Source organism: Pseudomonas sp. SHLD1, from assembly GCF_028640935.1.
Classification (GTDB): Bacteria; Pseudomonadota; Gammaproteobacteria; order Pseudomonadales; family Pseudomonadaceae; genus Chryseomonas; species Chryseomonas aestiva.
Genome location: NZ_JAQZAD010000023.1, coordinates 284,516 through 299,669, shown reverse-complemented (window position 1 = coordinate 299,669; position 15,154 = coordinate 284,516). Strand labels below are relative to the sequence as shown.

15 protein-coding genes are annotated in these 15,154 nt (G+C 66.4%); 9 read left to right on the top strand and 6 right to left on the bottom strand.

Annotation, left to right across the window (positions count from 1 at the left end; genetic code table 11):
- Nucleotide 1: 1 nt before the first annotated feature.
- Nucleotides 2–2,512 carry an ABC transporter permease gene (locus PVZ77_RS17490; RefSeq protein ID WP_273807793.1) on the bottom strand — a complete coding sequence of 837 codons (2,511 nt, stop codon included), beginning with the start codon at nt 2,510–2,512 and terminating at the stop codon, nt 2–4.
- Nucleotides 2,509–3,183: an ABC transporter ATP-binding protein gene (locus tag PVZ77_RS17485; RefSeq protein WP_273807792.1), complete on the bottom strand. Its 675-nt coding sequence runs from the start codon at nt 3,181–3,183 to the stop codon at nt 2,509–2,511. Before PVZ77_RS17485 ends, PVZ77_RS17490 begins: the two co-directional genes overlap by 4 nt.
- Nucleotides 3,184–3,331: 148 nt before the next feature.
- Between PVZ77_RS17485 and PVZ77_RS17480 the strand changes: the two genes are divergently transcribed.
- The 3 genes from PVZ77_RS17480 (at nt 3,332) to PVZ77_RS17470 (ending at nt 5,460) form a co-directional block, all read left to right on the top strand.
- Nucleotides 3,332–3,886 (top strand): arylesterase, encoded by a 555-nt coding sequence (locus PVZ77_RS17480; RefSeq protein ID WP_273808046.1) that lies wholly within the window; start codon nt 3,332–3,334, stop codon nt 3,884–3,886.
- Between the two features lie 98 nt (nt 3,887–3,984).
- Nucleotides 3,985–4,266: a hypothetical protein gene (locus PVZ77_RS17475; RefSeq protein ID WP_007160562.1), complete on the top strand. Its 282-nt coding sequence runs from the start codon at nt 3,985–3,987 to the stop codon at nt 4,264–4,266.
- A 216-nt stretch (nt 4,267–4,482) separates the two neighbouring features.
- Nucleotides 4,483–5,460 (top strand): L,D-transpeptidase family protein, encoded by a 978-nt coding sequence (locus PVZ77_RS17470; RefSeq protein ID WP_133862714.1) that lies wholly within the window; start codon nt 4,483–4,485, stop codon nt 5,458–5,460.
- A 122-nt stretch (nt 5,461–5,582) separates the two neighbouring features.
- Here PVZ77_RS17470 and PVZ77_RS17465 read toward each other — a convergent pair whose 3' ends face one another.
- Complete coding sequence (locus PVZ77_RS17465; protein ID WP_059315705.1) at nt 5,583–5,834, bottom strand: Lpp/OprI family alanine-zipper lipoprotein; 252 nt, start codon at nt 5,832–5,834, stop codon at nt 5,583–5,585.
- Nucleotides 5,835–6,278: 444 nt separating this feature from the next.
- On the opposite strand from PVZ77_RS17465, the gene PVZ77_RS17460 reads away from it, so the two are divergent.
- Entirely contained in the window at nt 6,279–6,560 is a 282-nt protein-coding gene (locus tag PVZ77_RS17460; protein WP_058790539.1) for a GNAT family N-acetyltransferase, read from the top strand.
- Between the two features lie 58 nt (nt 6,561–6,618).
- Here the strand turns inward: PVZ77_RS17460 and PVZ77_RS17455 are convergent, their stop codons facing one another.
- Complete coding sequence (locus PVZ77_RS17455; RefSeq protein ID WP_273807790.1) at nt 6,619–7,698, bottom strand: 3-deoxy-7-phosphoheptulonate synthase; 1,080 nt, start codon at nt 7,696–7,698, stop codon at nt 6,619–6,621.
- Between the two features lie 165 nt (nt 7,699–7,863).
- On the opposite strand from PVZ77_RS17455, the gene PVZ77_RS17450 reads away from it, so the two are divergent.
- The 3 genes from PVZ77_RS17450 (at nt 7,864) to cysB (ending at nt 9,876) form a co-directional block, all read left to right on the top strand.
- On the top strand, nt 7,864–8,190 hold the full coding sequence (locus PVZ77_RS17450; RefSeq protein WP_273807789.1) for a thioredoxin family protein: 327 nt from the start codon (nt 7,864–7,866) through the stop codon (nt 8,188–8,190).
- Between the two features lie 116 nt (nt 8,191–8,306).
- Nucleotides 8,307–8,789, top strand: coding sequence for a universal stress protein (locus tag PVZ77_RS17445; protein WP_273807788.1), 483 nt, complete (start codon nt 8,307–8,309; stop codon nt 8,787–8,789).
- 112 nt (nt 8,790–8,901) lie between these two features.
- Nucleotides 8,902–9,876, top strand: a complete 975-nt coding sequence (gene cysB, locus PVZ77_RS17440) for an HTH-type transcriptional regulator CysB (protein WP_007160555.1) — start codon at nt 8,902–8,904, stop codon at nt 9,874–9,876.
- Between the two features lie 101 nt (nt 9,877–9,977).
- Here cysB and PVZ77_RS17435 read toward each other — a convergent pair whose 3' ends face one another.
- Nucleotides 9,978–10,901 (bottom strand): LysR family transcriptional regulator, encoded by a 924-nt coding sequence (locus tag PVZ77_RS17435; RefSeq protein WP_273807785.1) that lies wholly within the window; start codon nt 10,899–10,901, stop codon nt 9,978–9,980.
- A gap of 102 nt (nt 10,902–11,003) precedes the next feature.
- On the opposite strand from PVZ77_RS17435, the gene araD1 reads away from it, so the two are divergent.
- Both araD1 and PVZ77_RS17425 read left to right on the top strand, forming a co-directional pair.
- Nucleotides 11,004–11,999 carry an AraD1 family protein gene (gene araD1 / locus PVZ77_RS17430; protein ID WP_273807783.1) on the top strand — a complete coding sequence of 332 codons (996 nt, stop codon included), beginning with the start codon at nt 11,004–11,006 and terminating at the stop codon, nt 11,997–11,999.
- Nucleotides 12,000–12,151: 152 nt separating this feature from the next.
- Nucleotides 12,152–13,729 (top strand): aldehyde dehydrogenase (NADP(+)), encoded by a 1,578-nt coding sequence (locus tag PVZ77_RS17425; protein ID WP_273807782.1) that lies wholly within the window; start codon nt 12,152–12,154, stop codon nt 13,727–13,729.
- A gap of 190 nt (nt 13,730–13,919) precedes the next feature.
- On the opposite strand, the gene PVZ77_RS17420 is transcribed toward PVZ77_RS17425, so the two are convergent.
- Nucleotides 13,920–15,068, bottom strand: a complete 1,149-nt coding sequence (locus PVZ77_RS17420; protein WP_273807781.1) for an aldose epimerase family protein — start codon at nt 15,066–15,068, stop codon at nt 13,920–13,922.
- Nucleotides 15,069–15,154 lie beyond the last annotated feature (86 nt).

Here is a 15,154-nt window from a genome sequence, read left to right as displayed (position 1 = left end):
ATCAGCTTTCTCTCAGGATCAGTAACGGACTGGCGGTGAGGGCCCGCCGCGTACCCAGCAGGCCCGCCGTGCCGACCAGCAGGGCGCCCAGCACCGGCAGGAGCAGCAGCCAGGGATGGGGTTGCCAGTCCAGGTCGAAGGCCAGCCGGTAGAGCAGGGCGCTGACGATCTCGCAACCGAGTGCCGCGAGCAAGCCGCTGGCGCCACCGAGCAGGATGAATTCGGTGCGCCGCGCCCGTTGCAGCAACTCGCGCCGCGCACCCAGGGCGCGCAGCAGGGCGCCCTGGCGGATGCGCTCGTCGAGGGTCGCCTGCAGGCCGGCCAGCAGCACGGCGATGCCGGCGGCCAGCACGAACAGCAGCACGAACTCCACCGCCACGCTGACCTGGCGCAGGATACTGCGCAGCTGGTCGAGCAGGGCGTCGATGGGCAGCAGGGTCACCGCCGGGAACTGTCGGGCCAGGGCCAGCAACTCGCGGTCATGGTTCGGCGGCAGGTAGAAGCTACCCAGGTAGGTGAAGGGCACACCCTCCAGGGCACCCGGGGCGAAGATGACGAAAAAGTTCGGCTGGAAGTTGTCCCAGCTGACCTGCCGCAGGCTGGTGATCCGCGCTTCGATCTGGCGGTCACCGATGACGAAGCCCAGGGTGTCGCCCAGGCCGACGCCGAGGCTGCGCGCCAGCTCGCTTTCCAGCGAGACGCCGGGCAGCTCCCCGGCGGGCAGCGCGTCCCACCACTGACCGGCTTCCAGGCGGTTGCCGTCCGGCAACCCCGCCGACCAGGTCAGGTTGAGATCGCGCCGGGTGGCTCGGCCACCGCGGGAATCGTCTTCCAGGCCTTCCTGGGCCGGATGCCCCTTCACGCTGACCAGCCGCCCCTGCACGATGGGATAGAGCGGACTGGCGTGGGGCGAGAGATTGCCCACCGCCGTGGCGAAGGCCTGGCGCTCGTCCGGCAGGACATTGAGGGCGAAGTGGTTGGGCGCCTCGGCCGGCAATTGCGCCTGCCAGCGTTCCAGCAACTCGCCCCGCAGCAGCACCACCAGGCTCATGGCCAGCAGGATCAGGCCGAAGGCCAGGGTCTGGCCCACTGCTGCCAGCGGATGGCGCAGCAGTTGGCCCAGCCCCAGTCGCCAGGCCAGGGGCGCGCCCTGCATCCCCCGGCGCAGGCCGCGCAGGGCCAGGTAGAGCAGGCTGCCGAACAGCAGCCCGGCGAGCAGGCCACCCACCAGCAGCGCCAGGGTCAGGCGCAGATCCAGCGACAGCCGCCACATGATCAGCCCCAGCGCGAGCAGGGCGCAGCCATAGACCAGCCAGGTGCGCAGGGGTACGGGCTGCAGGTCGCTGCGCAACACCCGCAACGGTGGGACCCGCCCCAGGGCGGCCAGCGGCGGCAAGGCGAAGCCGACCAGGGCGACCATCCCGGTGCCCATGCCGGCCAGCGCCGGACCGATCCCGGCGGCCGGCAGGCGCGCCGGCAAGAGTCCGTGCAGCAGCTCGAACAGCACCAGCTGCGCCAGCCAGCCGAGCAGGGCGCCGAGCAGACTCGCCGCCAGGCCCAGCAGCCCCAGTTGCAGGCCATAGAGCACCAGGGCGTCGCGCCGGGTCAGGCCCAGGCAGCGCAGCAGGGCGCTGGCGTCGAAGCGCCGGGTGGCGAAGCGATTGGCCGACAGTGCCACGGCCACGCCGGCCAGCACCACCGCCACCAGACTGGCCAGGCCGAGATAGCGCTGCGCGCGCTCCAGGGCGTTGCCCAGTTGCCGATTGCCGTCGCCCGGTCCCTCGAAGCGCTGGTTGGCGGCCAGCGCCGGCGTGAGGGCCTGGCGGTAAGCGGCCAACGCTTGAGGCTCGCCGCGCCAGAGCTCGCGGTAGCGCACCCGGCTGCCGGGCTGGATGACGCCGGTGGCGGCGACGTCGTCGAGATTGATCAGCACCCGTGGCGTCAGGCTGTAGAAGTCGCCGGCGCGGTCGGGTTCATAGGTGAGCACCCGGGTGATGGTGAGGGTCTTGCGCCCGATGTCCAGGCGATCGCCGACCTTCGCGTCCAGGGCCAGCAGCAGGCGTGGTTCGACCCAGGCTTCCCCGGGTGCCGGAGCGCCACCGGGCTGGTCGGGCGCATCTGGCGCCGCAGCGCTGCGCACCTCGCCGCGCAGGGGGAAGTTGGCCTGGACCGCCTTGACGCTGGCCAGCTGCAAAGCCTCGGCACCTGCCGCCATGGTGCTGAAGTTGAGCGAGCGGCTGTGTTCGAGGCCGAGCTGCAGGCCGGCGTCCACCTGGTCCGGGCGCGACGGTTCGCTGCCCAGCAACACCAGGTCAGCCGCGAGGAATTCGCTGGCGCGATTTTCCATGCCCGCGCCGAGGCGGGCGGTGAAGTAGCCGATGGCGACGCTGGCCGCGACGGCGATCACCAGCGCCAGGCAGAGCATGCGAATCTCACCGGCGCGGAGTTCGCGCAAGCTCTGCCGCCAGGCCAGCCCGAACAGTCGCGTCAGCGGTAGACCGGTGCGCCTCATGCCGCGACCTGCCGACCGCCTTCCAGGCGCAGTTGGCGGGCGCAACGGGCGGCCAGGCGCTCGTCATGGGTCACCAGCACCAGCGTCGTGCCCCGCTCGCGATTGAGTTCGAACAGCAGATCGCTGATATGGGCGCCGGTACGGCTGTCGAGATTGCCGGTGGGCTCGTCCGCGAAGAGAATGCTCGGACGCGGCGCGAAGGCGCGGGCCAGGGCCACCCGCTGCTGCTCGCCACCGGAGAGCTGGCGCGGGTAGTGCCGCAACCGTTCGCCCAGACCGACCCGTTCCAGCAGGGCCACCGCCTGTTCCCGGGCCTGGCGCGCACCCTCCAGTTCCAGCGGCAGCATGACGTTTTCCAGTGCCGTGAGGCTGTCCAGCAACTGGAAGGACTGGAAGACGAAGCCCACCCGTTCCGCACGCAGGCGAGCGCGGGCGTCTTCGTCGAGGGTATCCAGGCGCTGACCGGCGAGATGGACCTCGCCGCCGCTGGGCAGATCGAGACCGGCCAGCAGGCCGAGCAGGGTGGACTTGCCGGAACCCGAGCTGCCGACGATGGCCAAACTGTCGCCGGCCTCCAGTTGCAGATCCAGCGCCTGGAGGATCGGCAGCGCGCCTTCCGCGCCCGTGACGACCTTGCTAAGGTCGCGTGCCAGCAGTATGACTTCGCTCATGAGGATTCCGATGCCGTATTCGAAGGGCCCGCACGCGGGCGGCTGTGGCGAGTTAGAGTCAAAAAGCCGGGCGAAGTCCAGTGCGCCTTTGCGCCAAGGCATTGCCTGGCTGCTGGCCGTGCTCTGTCTGACCCTGACGCCCCTGGCCATGGCGCGCACCCTGCTGGTGGTGGGCGACAGCATCAGCGCCGGCTACGGCCTCGCCGAAGGCCAGGGCTGGGTGCGGCTGCTGGAGCGGCGCCTGCAGGAGCAGAAGCTCGACTACCAGGTGGTGAATGCGTCCATCAGTGGCGACACCACCGCCGGTGGCCTGGCGCGACTGCCAAGGCTGCTGGCCGATCATCAGCCCACGGTGGTGGCCATCGAGTTGGGCGGCAACGACGGCCTGCGGGGCCAGCCGCTGGCCCAGTTCGAGCGCAACCTCACCGCCCTGGTGGAGCAGGCCAAGGCCAAGGGCGCCCGTGTCCTGCTGCTGGGCATGCGCCTGCCGCCCAACTACGGACCGCGCTATACCGACGGCTTCGCCCAGGTCTACACGGACGTGGCCAAGGCCCAGCAGGTAGCCCTGGTGCCCTTCCTGCTCGAAGGGGTAGGCGGCGATCCCGCCTTCATGCAAGCGGATGGCATCCACCCTCGGGCCAATGCCCAGCAACGCCTGCTGGACAACGCCTGGCCGCAGCTGCAGCCGCTGCTGCGCGACTGAACGTCGGACTTTTCCCCGACGGGGCTTTCCGCTAAGGTTGCGCGCCCCGCCGGTCCGGCCAATCGACCGCCCGGCGGAACCGCCCCTGGAGTATCCCGATGTCCCGCCTTTCCCGGTCCATGCATGGCTATCAGCTGATCCAGCCCGATGCCCAGCTCGACCTGTTCGCCTGCCGCGAGGGGCGGGTCCATATCGTCGCCCGGCAGCTGGAGCTGGGCTCGCCCACCGACCGGACCCTGTGCGGCACCCTGTTGCCGGCGCGGCCCCGATTGCATCCGCTGAATCGCCGGGCGCTCGGCCTCAAGACCCTCTGCCCGGCCTGCATGCAGCGGCTGCAGGGCGCCAAGCGAGGCCTGCCGAATCCGTTGCAGGTCTTTTGAGAGCCTGACCAAAGTCCGCCGCGGGTCGGCGAAACGGTGTCGAAAATCCCTTCGGAAAGCTCATTTACACCTTGTAAACTCCGCTTCCCCAGGTCCTTTCGCCTGGTTTGGCGCTCGCTCGCGAGCCTTTGAGCAGGCGCTGGGCTCTGCCGGAGGCGGGGTGAGCCGTGTACAATTCGCGCCGTCACCTTTTTGCTTCTTGCAAGGATTCATCCCATGCCCGCGCGCGTTTCGACCCTGGTCGGTTCCCTCTCGCTGTTTGGTCTGTTGAGCGCGGGTACGGCGCAGGCACTGGAGTTGCCGCTGCCGCCACCCGGTGAAGACGTGGTCGGCGAGGTTCAGGTCATCAAGGCCGCCTACGAAGACACCTTCGCCGATCTCGGCCAGAAATACGATCTGGGCTACACCGAGATGGTGGCCGCCAATCCGGGCGTGGACGCCTGGCTGCCGGGCGCCGGCACCGAGATCGTGCTGCCGACGCGGTTCATCCTGCCGCCCGGGCCGCGCGAAGGCATCGTCATCAACATCGCCGAATACCGCATGTACTACTACCCCAAGGGTGGTCATTCGGTGTTCACCTACCCGCTGGGCATCGGTCGTGATGGCTGGGGCTCGCCGGTCGGCGTGGCCAAGGTGGTGGACAAGATCAAGGATCCGGCCTGGTATCCGCCGGAATCCATCCGTGCCGAGCACGCTGCCGAAGGCGATCCGCTGCCCAAGGTGGTTCCGCCCGGTCCGGACAATCCCCTCGGTCCCTACAAGATCCGCCTGACCCTGCCGGGCTATCTCATCCACGGCTCGGACAAGAAGTTCGGTATCGGCATGCAGGTCAGCCATGGCTGCTTCCGCATGTACAACTTCAACGTCACCGAACTGGTCGGCATGCTGCCAATCGGCACGCCGGTGCGCATCATCGACGAGCCCTACAAGTTCGGCGTGAGCCAGGGCAAGCTCTATCTGGAAGCTCATCAGCCGGTCAACCTCAAGGGCGACCCGACCGACATCGACCGTCAGGCCGCGGTGGTCAATGCGCTGATCAAGCGTGACGACCTGCTGCAGGCCAACAGCGCGGTGAACTGGAACACGGTGCGGGACGTGGTGCAGGGCCAGGACGGCCTGCCGGTGGAAATCGCCGACCTGCCTGCCGGCATGGTTACCGGTACGGTGGCCAAGGCGCCGGCCAAGACCCTGTGATGGCGACCGGCCGAGCGCGCTCGGCCGGCCACACAAACAAAAAGCCCGCCATCTGAGATGGCGGGCTTTTTGTTTGCTCCGGGAAAGGCGACTGTTGCCACTCGCCTTTCCAGCCGAGGCGCTTACTTGCGGCTGGCTTTTTCCAGCATACGCAGGGCGCGCTCGTTGGCTTCGTCAGCGGTCTGCTGAGCTTTCTGAGCGGCGGCCAGGGCCTCGTCAGCGTGACGGTAGGCTTCGTCAGCACGAGCCTGAGCGCGGGCAGCTGCGTCTTCGGTAGCGGTCAGGCGAGCTTCGCTTTCCTTGTTAGCGGTGCTGCAACCAGTGGCCATAGCAGCGGCCAGAGCCAGGGCGGCGAATTTCAGAGCGTTGTTCATCGTAAACCCCTTGAGGTAGACATCCTGTTTTAAGATCAATTTCCCAGGTGGAAAATTGCGGCTACATACTACTCATTACCGGTCGTAAGTAAACTGAGTGAACCCGTTGAAGAGGGATTTTTTGCGGAAATTCCTCTCTTGCTCCCCGTGTTCGTCCCCGAATGCCCGCACCCGGCACCAGCAACTGCTTGGATGGCTGAAAGCCACGAACGTTTCAAAACGTTAGAGGATGACCGGAAGTTGTCAAGGTCAAAGCCGCGCCTGCTCCCGCGTGAGCAGCCCTGATATAGTGTGATTTCTCGGTGCGACGGCTGGTCAGAACCTGCTTCTTCCGGAGGGGTCTGACGCGCTGTGGCTCAGTCCCGCACAGGAAAGGTGCGTTCTCGTCTTCGGGTATCATCGATAACAATGGATAAGGCGGAGCCAAACCGCCAAGGAGTAGTCATGAATGAATCCCTGCACGTGGAACACGATGAAGCCAATCATCAATTCCACCTTTCTGTCGACGGTCAACGCGCCTATCTCGCCTACATGGATCTGGGCAAGCAGACGATGGATTTCTATCGCACCTTCGTCCCCGATGCCCTGCGCGGGCGCGGCCTTGCCGCCAGGCTGACCGAGCACGCCTTGAACTATGCCGAGAGCCGCGGCTACAGCGTCATACCGTCCTGTTCCTATGTGGAGCACTACCTGGAACGGCGTGGCCAGGTGACGCCGCTGGCCTGAACGGCCGCGCCATGAAAAACGCCGGGCTCAGCCCGGCGTTTTCGTATCCGCTGGCGGATCAGCTGCGCGCGCGACGCGGCAGTACGGCCGTGAGCTTGCGGTGCATGTCGAGAATGCTCTTCTCGGTCATGGCCCAGTCGATGCAGGCGTCGGTCACCGAGATGCCGTACTCCAGCTGCGACAGATCCGCCGGAATCGGCTGGCTGCCGAAGCCCAGGTGGCTTTCCACCATCAGGCCGACGATGGAGTTGTTGCCCTCGACGATCTGGTTGGCGACGTTGTCCATCACCAGCGGCTGCAGGGCGGCATCCTTGTTGGAGTTGGCGTGGCTGCAGTCGACCATGATGTTCGGCTTGACCTTGGCCTTGACCAGCGCCTGCTCGCACAGGGTGACGCTGACCGAGTCGTAGTTGGGCTTGCCGTTGCCGCCGCGCAGGACCACATGACCATAGGCATTGCCCTTGGTCATCACCACCGAGACCTGGCCGCGCTGGTCGATACCCAGGAAGCGGTGCGGACTGGAGACCGACTGCAGGGCATTGATGGCGACCGTCAGGCTGCCATCGGTGCCGTTCTTGAAGCCGACCGCGGAGGAGAGGCCCGAAGCCATTTCCCGGTGGGTCTGGGATTCGGTGGTGCGGGCACCGATTGCCGACCAGCTGATCAGGTCCTGCAGGTACTGGGGGGAGATGGGGTCCAGCGCCTCGGTGGCGGTGGGCAGGCCCATTTCCGCCAGGTCCAGCAGCAGCTGGCGACCGATGTGCAGGCCGTCCTGGATCTTGAAGGAGTCGTCCAGGTAGGGGTCGTTGATCAGGCCCTTCCAGCCCACGGTGGTCCGGGGCTTCTCGAAATAGACGCGCATGACCAGATAGAGGCTGTCGCTGACCTGAGCGGCCAGTGCCTTGAGCCGCTCGGCGTATTCGTGGGCGGCCTTGATGTCATGGATAGAGCAGGGGCCGATCACCACGAACAGGCGATGGTCCTTGCCGTCGAGGATGTCGCGGATGACCTGGCGGCCCTGGGCGACGGTGTCGGCGGCGAGATCGCTCAGCGGGATCTCCTGCTTGAGCCGCTCGGGCGTGATGAGCGGCTCGTTGGCTTCGATGTTGAGGTCGTTAAGGCGGGGCTGTGCGGCCATGGTGCTACTCGTCGGTCACGGCGCTGCGACAGGACGGGGCCCGTGCAGGCAAAATACGGTGGAGAGGGTGGGGCACCTTAACGCGTGTCCCGCCCGGTCACAATGGTTACGACGCTATTGGCGAGCCTGAGGGCGCGCCTTGGCGATGATCGTGGCGAGGAAGCGATGGAATTGGACGATGGGACGGCGGATGCCGTCCTGCTGGCGGCGCCCGGGCGCTCGCTGCTGATCTTCACCAGCGTCGGCTGCGCCACCTGCCGGCTGGCGCGCCAGGTGCTACCTGGGGCGAGGCTGCCGGTCGACCGACTGTACTGGGTGGACGCCGAGCGCAGCGGCGGCCTGGTGCAGCGCTATGGCGTCTTTCATCTGCCGGCGCTGTTTCTGGTCCGGGACGGCGAGTTCCTCGGCCCGGTACAGGCGCCGCTACGCGAGCCGGCCCTGGTGGCGGCGATCCAGGCGGCGGATGGGCGCGAGTCCGAGGAACTGCCCTGAGCGTCCTGAGCAGGCTCTAAGGCGCGGGTTGCAGCGCAATTGGCGATCCCCTGCTACGCTGGTTAGGCTATCCCGCGTCGTACCGGCCCGATCGGCTGATCTGGCCAGGAGGAATCGTGATCCGCTCGCTGCTTTACGCCACGGACCTGGGCCTCTGTTCGCCCTATGTCTTTCAGCATGCCTTGACTCTCGCCCGTATCCATCAGGCCCAGCTGTATGTCGTCCATGTGGTGGAGCCGCTCGGCCTGCTGGCGTCTACCCTGTTGCAACAGCATCTGGACGGTGAATCCCTGGACCGCCTGCGCAATGGCGGTCTGGATCTGGTCCTGGAGACCATCGAGCAGCAGGTGTTCGAGTCCCTGCGCGAGGACCTGCTGGAAACCCCGGCCACCGTGGGGCTGGTGCGTGCGGTACGGGTGGTGCAGGGCGATCCGCCAGCGGCCATCCTCAAGCAGGCCCAGGAGTTCGCCGCGGATCTGCTGGTGATCGGCAGTCGCAGCCAGGGCGACGCCCAGGTGACGCCCCTGGGGCGTACCGCCAGCCGCCTGCTGCAGACCGCACGCATCCCGGTATACCTGGTGCCGCTGCGTCAGGGCTGATCCGTAAGCGTCAGCCTTACTCCTCCGCGACTTAATTCGATTTCGGTCTAGAAAAAGCTTAAGGGCTGCATTACTGTTATATGCTTGCGCACGGGGTCAGCGAGGAGCCGGCATGAAGCTGCAACAGTTGAGATATATCTGGGAAGTCGCCCACCACGATCTGAACGTATCCGCCACGGCCCAGAGTCTCTATACCTCGCAGCCCGGCATCAGCAAGCAGATCCGCCTGCTCGAGGACGAGCTGGGCGTCGAGGTCTTTGCCCGCAGTGGCAAGCACCTGACCCGGGTGACCCCGGCCGGCGAACGCATCATCCAGACCGCGGGCGAGATCCTGCGCAAGTGCGAGAGCATCAAGCAGATCGCCCAGGAATTCTCCAACGAGCGCAAGGGCACCCTGTCCATCGCCACCACGCACACCCAGGCGCGCTATGCGCTGCCGGACGTGATCAGCGAATTCATCAAGCAGTATCCGGACGTGGCCCTGCACATGCACCAGGGCTCGCCGACCCAGATCGCCGAGATGGCCGCCGACGGCACCGTCGACTTCGCCATCGCCACCGAGGGTCTGGAGCGCTTCAACGACCTGGTGATGATGCCCTGCTATCGCTGGAACCGCTGCGTCATCGTGCCCCAGGGCCACCCCCTGGCCAAGGTGGAGCACCTGACCCTGGAGCATCTGGCGGAACAGCCGCTGGTGACCTACGTCTTCGGTTTCACCGGGCGCTCCAAGCTCGACGAGGCCTTTGCCCGCCAGGGCCTGGAGCCCAACGTGGTGCTGACCGCGGCGGACGCCGACGTCATCAAGACCTATGTCCGCCTTGGCCTTGGCGTGGGCATCGTCGCCGACATGGCGGTGGATCACAAAGCCGATGCCGATCTGGTCTGCCTGGACGCCAGCCACCTCTTCGAGGCCAGCGTGACCAAGATCGGCCTGCGCCGCGGCACCTTCCTGCGCGGCTTCATGTGCGATTTCATCGGCCGCTTCGCGCCGCACCTGACCCGCGATGTCCTCACCGAGGCCATGCAGACGCCTTCGCGACAGGAGCTGGAAACCCTGTTCCACGGGGTGACGTTGCCGACGTACTGAGGCCGGTTTTTTCGACGGTTTATCGCTGCCATCGCCGCCATGGGCCGTTCCTACAAAAGCATCACGCCCTGTAGGAGCGGCCCATGGCCGCGATAGAGGTTTTACTCCTCCAACCGCCACTGCTCCAGCAGCAGCTGCGCGGCCGCCGACAATCCCGCGCCCTGGCGCACCAGGATCGAATAGGGCTCGTTGCGGGTGCGCTGGACCACCGGCAGGCGGCGCAGCAGGCCGTGTCTCTCGCCGAACTGGGCGATGTCGCTGGGCAGCATGGCCACCTGATTGGCGTCTTCCTGCAGCAGGCCGAGCAGGGTGAAGGTCGAGGAGGTTTCCACCGGATAGCGGGGAAACTCCAGTTCTGCGGCGCGAAATTCCCGTTCCAGGGTCAGGCGCATGGGCAGGTTGGCCGGATAGACGATCCAGCGGCTGTCGACCAGCTCGGCCAGCCCCAGCGTCTCCGACTCCGCCAGCGGATGGCGGGGATGGCAGACGATCTCCAGCCGCTCTTCGCGCACCTCCAGACAGTCATAGGCATCCGGCCGGCGGCTGACGCTGCTGCGGCAGATGGCCACTTCGATGCGGCCGGCGTCGAGCAGGTCGAGCAGGCGCACACTGGTGTCCTCGATGATCTCGATCCCCAGCTGGGGTTGCGCCGCACCCAGGCGCGACACCGCGGCGATCAAGCGGGGCACGGCGCCCATGATCACGCCCACCGCCAGCCGGCCTCCTTCACCCTGGAGAATGCCGAGCATCTCTTCGCGCAGATGGGCCAGGTCGCTCTCGATCAGCCGCGCATAACGGATCACGCAGCGGCCCAGGTCATTGGGCTGCAGGCCCTGGTGGGTGCGCAGGAACAGGGTGGCGCCGAGGGTGCTCTCGATCTCGTGCAGGGCCTTGGTGGCGCCGGGCTGGGAAATGGCGATGCGTTCGGCGGCCTTGTGCAGCGAGCCCTCCTCGTCGAGGGCGATCAGCAGGCGCAGTTGCCGCAGGCGCAGACGGGAGGCGATGGAGCCTAGGGATGGCAGCATGGGAATAACCGTTGGTTATCACGGGATAGGGAGTTCTCATTAGGCAGGCCCCGTAGCGCCGAGTAAAGTCCTTCTCAGGCGATAACCAACAAGGAGAATGCCATGCACCTGATTCAGTTCGAAGACCAACAGGGCCAGCGCCGCGTCGGCGTGGTCGAGCGCGGCGAAGTCCGGCAGGTCCGGGGGGCGACCAGCACTCGAACCCTGGCGCTGCAGGCCATCCGCGCCGGCGTATCGCTGGAGTCTCAGGTGCAGACCCTGGGCCTGGAGCCCGGACCGGCCTATGCCGAGCTGCTCGACGCCGGGCGCCTGTTGCCGCCGCTGGACCACGAGGACCCGGCGCACTGCCTGGTCACCGGGACCGGTCTTACCCACCTGGGCAGCGCCGCCACCCGCGACAAGATGCACCAGCAGAACAGCCAGGAGGAGGCCAAGCTGACCGACTCCATGCGCATGTTCAAATGGGGCGTGGAGGGCGGTCGGCCCGCGACCGGCACTGCCGGTGCCCAGCCGGAATGGTTCTACAAGGGCGACGGCGGCATCTTGGTGCGCCCAGGCGCCGACATCCCGCTGCCGGAGTTCGCCGAAGATGCCGGCGAAGAGCCCGAGCTGACCGGTCTCTATGTGATCGGCGACGACGGCAAGCCCTATCGGCTGGGTTATGCGGTGGGCAACGAATTCTCCGACCACGTGATGGAACGCAAGAACTATCTCTATCTGGCCCATTCCAAACTACGCTACTGCAGCTTCGGTCCGGCGCTGCGCACCGGTGAGCTACCGCGCCATCTGGCGGGCACCAGCCGGATCCGTCGCGGCGAACAGGTGGTCTGGGAGAAGGAGTTCCTCTCGGGCGAGGACAACATGTGCCACAGCCTGGAAAATCTCGAGTACCACCACTTCAAGTACGCGCAGTTCCTGCGACCGGGCGATGTCCATGTGCATTTCTTCGGCACGGCGACCCTGTCCTTCGCCGACGGTGTGCGCGTCGAGCCGGGCGACAGATTCGAGATCGCGGTGCCGGAATTCGGCGAGCCGCTGAGCAATGGCGTCAAGGCCGGCACGGCAGCCTTCCAGCCCGGGCAGGTCCGGCAGCTCTGATAGTTGTATGATGACTGCTGACTATGCGAATGCTAGAGTGGGTATCGCACAGGCTGGCCCGGCCGCTCGGACAATGAGCGTGCCACCCTTTCGAAGACCGCCCCGCAGCGGGTGGTCTTCCCTGAACCCCTAGGTATAAGGAGTCGAGAACAATGCAGATCCAAGGCAAGAACTACATCGGTGGCGCTCGCAGCGGCGAGGGCGAGGTGCGGGTCTATAGCATCGACGCCACGACCGGCGAGAAACTGCCCTACGAATTCTTCCAGGCTTCGACCGCCGAGGTCGATGCCGCCGCCCGCGCCGCCGAGCAGGCCGCGCCCCTGTACCGCAAGCTGAGCGCCGAAAAACGCGCCACCTTCCTCGACGCCATCGCCGACGAACTGGATGGCCTGGGTGACGACTTCGTCCAGCTGGTCTGCCAGGAAACCGCGCTGCCGGCCGGTCGCATCCAGGGTGAGCGTGGCCGTACCAGCGGCCAGATGCGCCTGTTCGCCAAGGTGCTGCGCCGCGGTGACTTCCATGGTGCGCGCATCGATACCGCGCTGCCCGAGCGCAAGCCGCTGCCGCGCCCTGACCTGCGTCAGTACCGCATCGGTCTGGGTCCGGTGGCCGTGTTCGGCGCCAGCAACTTCCCGCTGGCGTTCTCCACTGCCGGTGGCGACACCGCTGCGGCCCTGGCCGCCGGTTGCCCGGTGGTGTTCAAGGCCCACAGCGGCCACATGGTCACCGCCGAATACGTGGCCGACGCGGTGATCCGCGCCGCCGAGAAGACCGGCATGCCCAAGGGCGTGTTCAACATGATCTATGGCGGTGGCGTGGGCGAGCAGCTGGTCAAGCACCCGGCCATCCAGGCCGTGGGCTTCACCGGTTCGCTGCGCGGCGGTCGCGCCCTGTGCGACATGGCCGCGGCTCGTCCGCAGCCGATCCCGGTCTTCGCCGAGATGTCCAGCATCAACCCGGTGGTGGTCCTGCCCGAGGCACTCAAGGCCCGTGGCGAGGCCATCACCGGCGAACTCGCGGCGTCCGTGGTCCTGGGCTGCGGCCAGTTCTGCACCAATCCGGGCCTGGTCATCGGCGTGCGTTCGCCCGAGTTCAGCAGCTTCCTCGAGCGCCTGGCCGGTGCCATGAACGAGCAGGCGCCCCAGACCATGCTCAATCCAGGCACCCTGAAAAGCTACGAGAAGGGCGTCGCGGCGCTGCTGGCCCATTCCGGCGTGCAGCACCTGGCCGGTGCCAACCAGGAAGGCAACCAGGCGCGTCCGCAGCTGTTCAAGGCTGACGTGAGCCTGCTGCTGGAAAACGACGAGCTGCTGCAGGAAGAAGTCTTCGGTCCCACCACCGTGGTGGTCGAGGTGGCCGACGAAGCCCAGCTGCAGCAGGCGCTGCAAGGCCTGCATGGTCAGCTGACCGCCACCCTGCTGGCCGAGCCGGCCGATCTGCAGCGCTTCGAGGCCATCATCGGCCTGTTGGAGCAGAAAGCCGGTCGCCTGTTGCTCAACGGCTATCCCACTGGCGTGGAAGTCTGCGATGCCATGGTCCATGGCGGTCCCTATCCGGCGACCTCCGATGCCCGCGGCACCTCGGTCGGCACCCTGGCCATCGACCGCTTCCTGCGCCCGGTGTGCTACCAGAACTACCCGGACGCCTTCCTCCCGGAAGCCCTGCAGAACGCCAACCCGCTGGGTATCCAGCGCCTGGTGAACGGCGAGAACACCAAGGCCGCGATCTGATCGCGCGCTTTTGAGTGGTAGAGGACCCGGCGTCGCGAGACGCCGGGTTTTTTATTGGGCGGTGAAGGGGAGTGGCAGGACAGTGGAGAAGGCTGCGCCCTTTGCCACGCTACGGAGCACGGAGGCGAGCGGGTAGCACCAAAACAAAGGCCGCTCCCGGGAGCGGCCTTTGCCTGGGTCGGAGAAAGCCCTACTTGCCAGCGAACTTGAAGATCGTCGTCTGGGTGTAGGTCTGGCCGGGATCCAGGCGGGTGGTGGGGAAGTTCGGCTGGTTGGGCGCATCCGGGTAGTGCTGGGTTTCCAGAGTGAAGGCACCCCAGTGGCCGTAGGTCTTGCCGGCCTTGCCCTTGATGTTCCCCTCCAGGAAGTTGCCGGTATAGAACTGCACGCCCGGTTCGGTGGTGTAGAGGGTCAGGGTGCGACCGGAGCTCGGATCGCTTACCACGGCAGCGGCCTTCTGCAGATCGCCGGCGGTGTTGAGCACCCAGTTGAAGTCATAGCCACCCTGCTTGGGTTCGGCGTACTTCAGCTGCTGGTTTTCGTCGGCGATATGCTTGCCGATGGCGGTCGGCTTGCGGAAGTCCATCGGCGTGCCGGCCACCGGTGGCAACTCGCCGGTGGGGATCAGCTTGGCGGTCACCGGGGTGTAGGTGTCGGCATTGAGCATCGCCACCTGCTTGAGCACCGTGCCACTGCCGGCGCCGGCGAGGTTGAAGTAGCTGTGGTTGGTCAGGTTAAGCACCGTCGGCTTGTCGGTGGTGGCGCGGTACTTGAGGGTCAGCTGGTTGTGCTCGTCCAGCTGGTAGGTCACCTGGGTGGTCAGGGTGCCGGGAAAGCCCATCTCGCCATCGGGGGAGACATAGCTCAGGGTCACGCCGACCCAGCCGTCGCCCTTGGCCGGCTCGGCCTTCCACACCTTGGTGTTGAAACCCTGGGGGCCGCCGTGCAGGGCGTTGGTCTTGTCGTTCTGGGGGATCTGGTAGCTCTTGCCATCGAGGCTGAAGCGGCCCTCGGCGATGCGGTTGCCGAAGCGGCCGATGGTGGCGCCAAAGAACACGGTGGGGTTGTCGAGATAACCCTGGACGTCATCGAAGCCCAGGACCACGTCTTCGCTGTGGCCCTTGCGGTCGGGCACCTTGAGCGCCTGGAGTACGCCGCCATAGGTGATGACGGTGGCCTGCATGCCGTGGCTGTTGGTCAGGACGAACTTCTCGATGGGGGTGCCATCGGGCAGCTTGCCAAAGCTCGACTGCTGGCTGCTGAGGCCGGCCGCCTGGGCGGTAAGGGTGCTGATCATGAGTGACAGTCCAAGTCCGGTGAGGGCTAACGTGCGTTTCATCTCGACCACCTTTTCGGTTTGTTGTTGTACAGGGAACAGCGGGTTGCGGGTTGTTGGGCTTCGCTGCACTCAACCCAACCTACGAG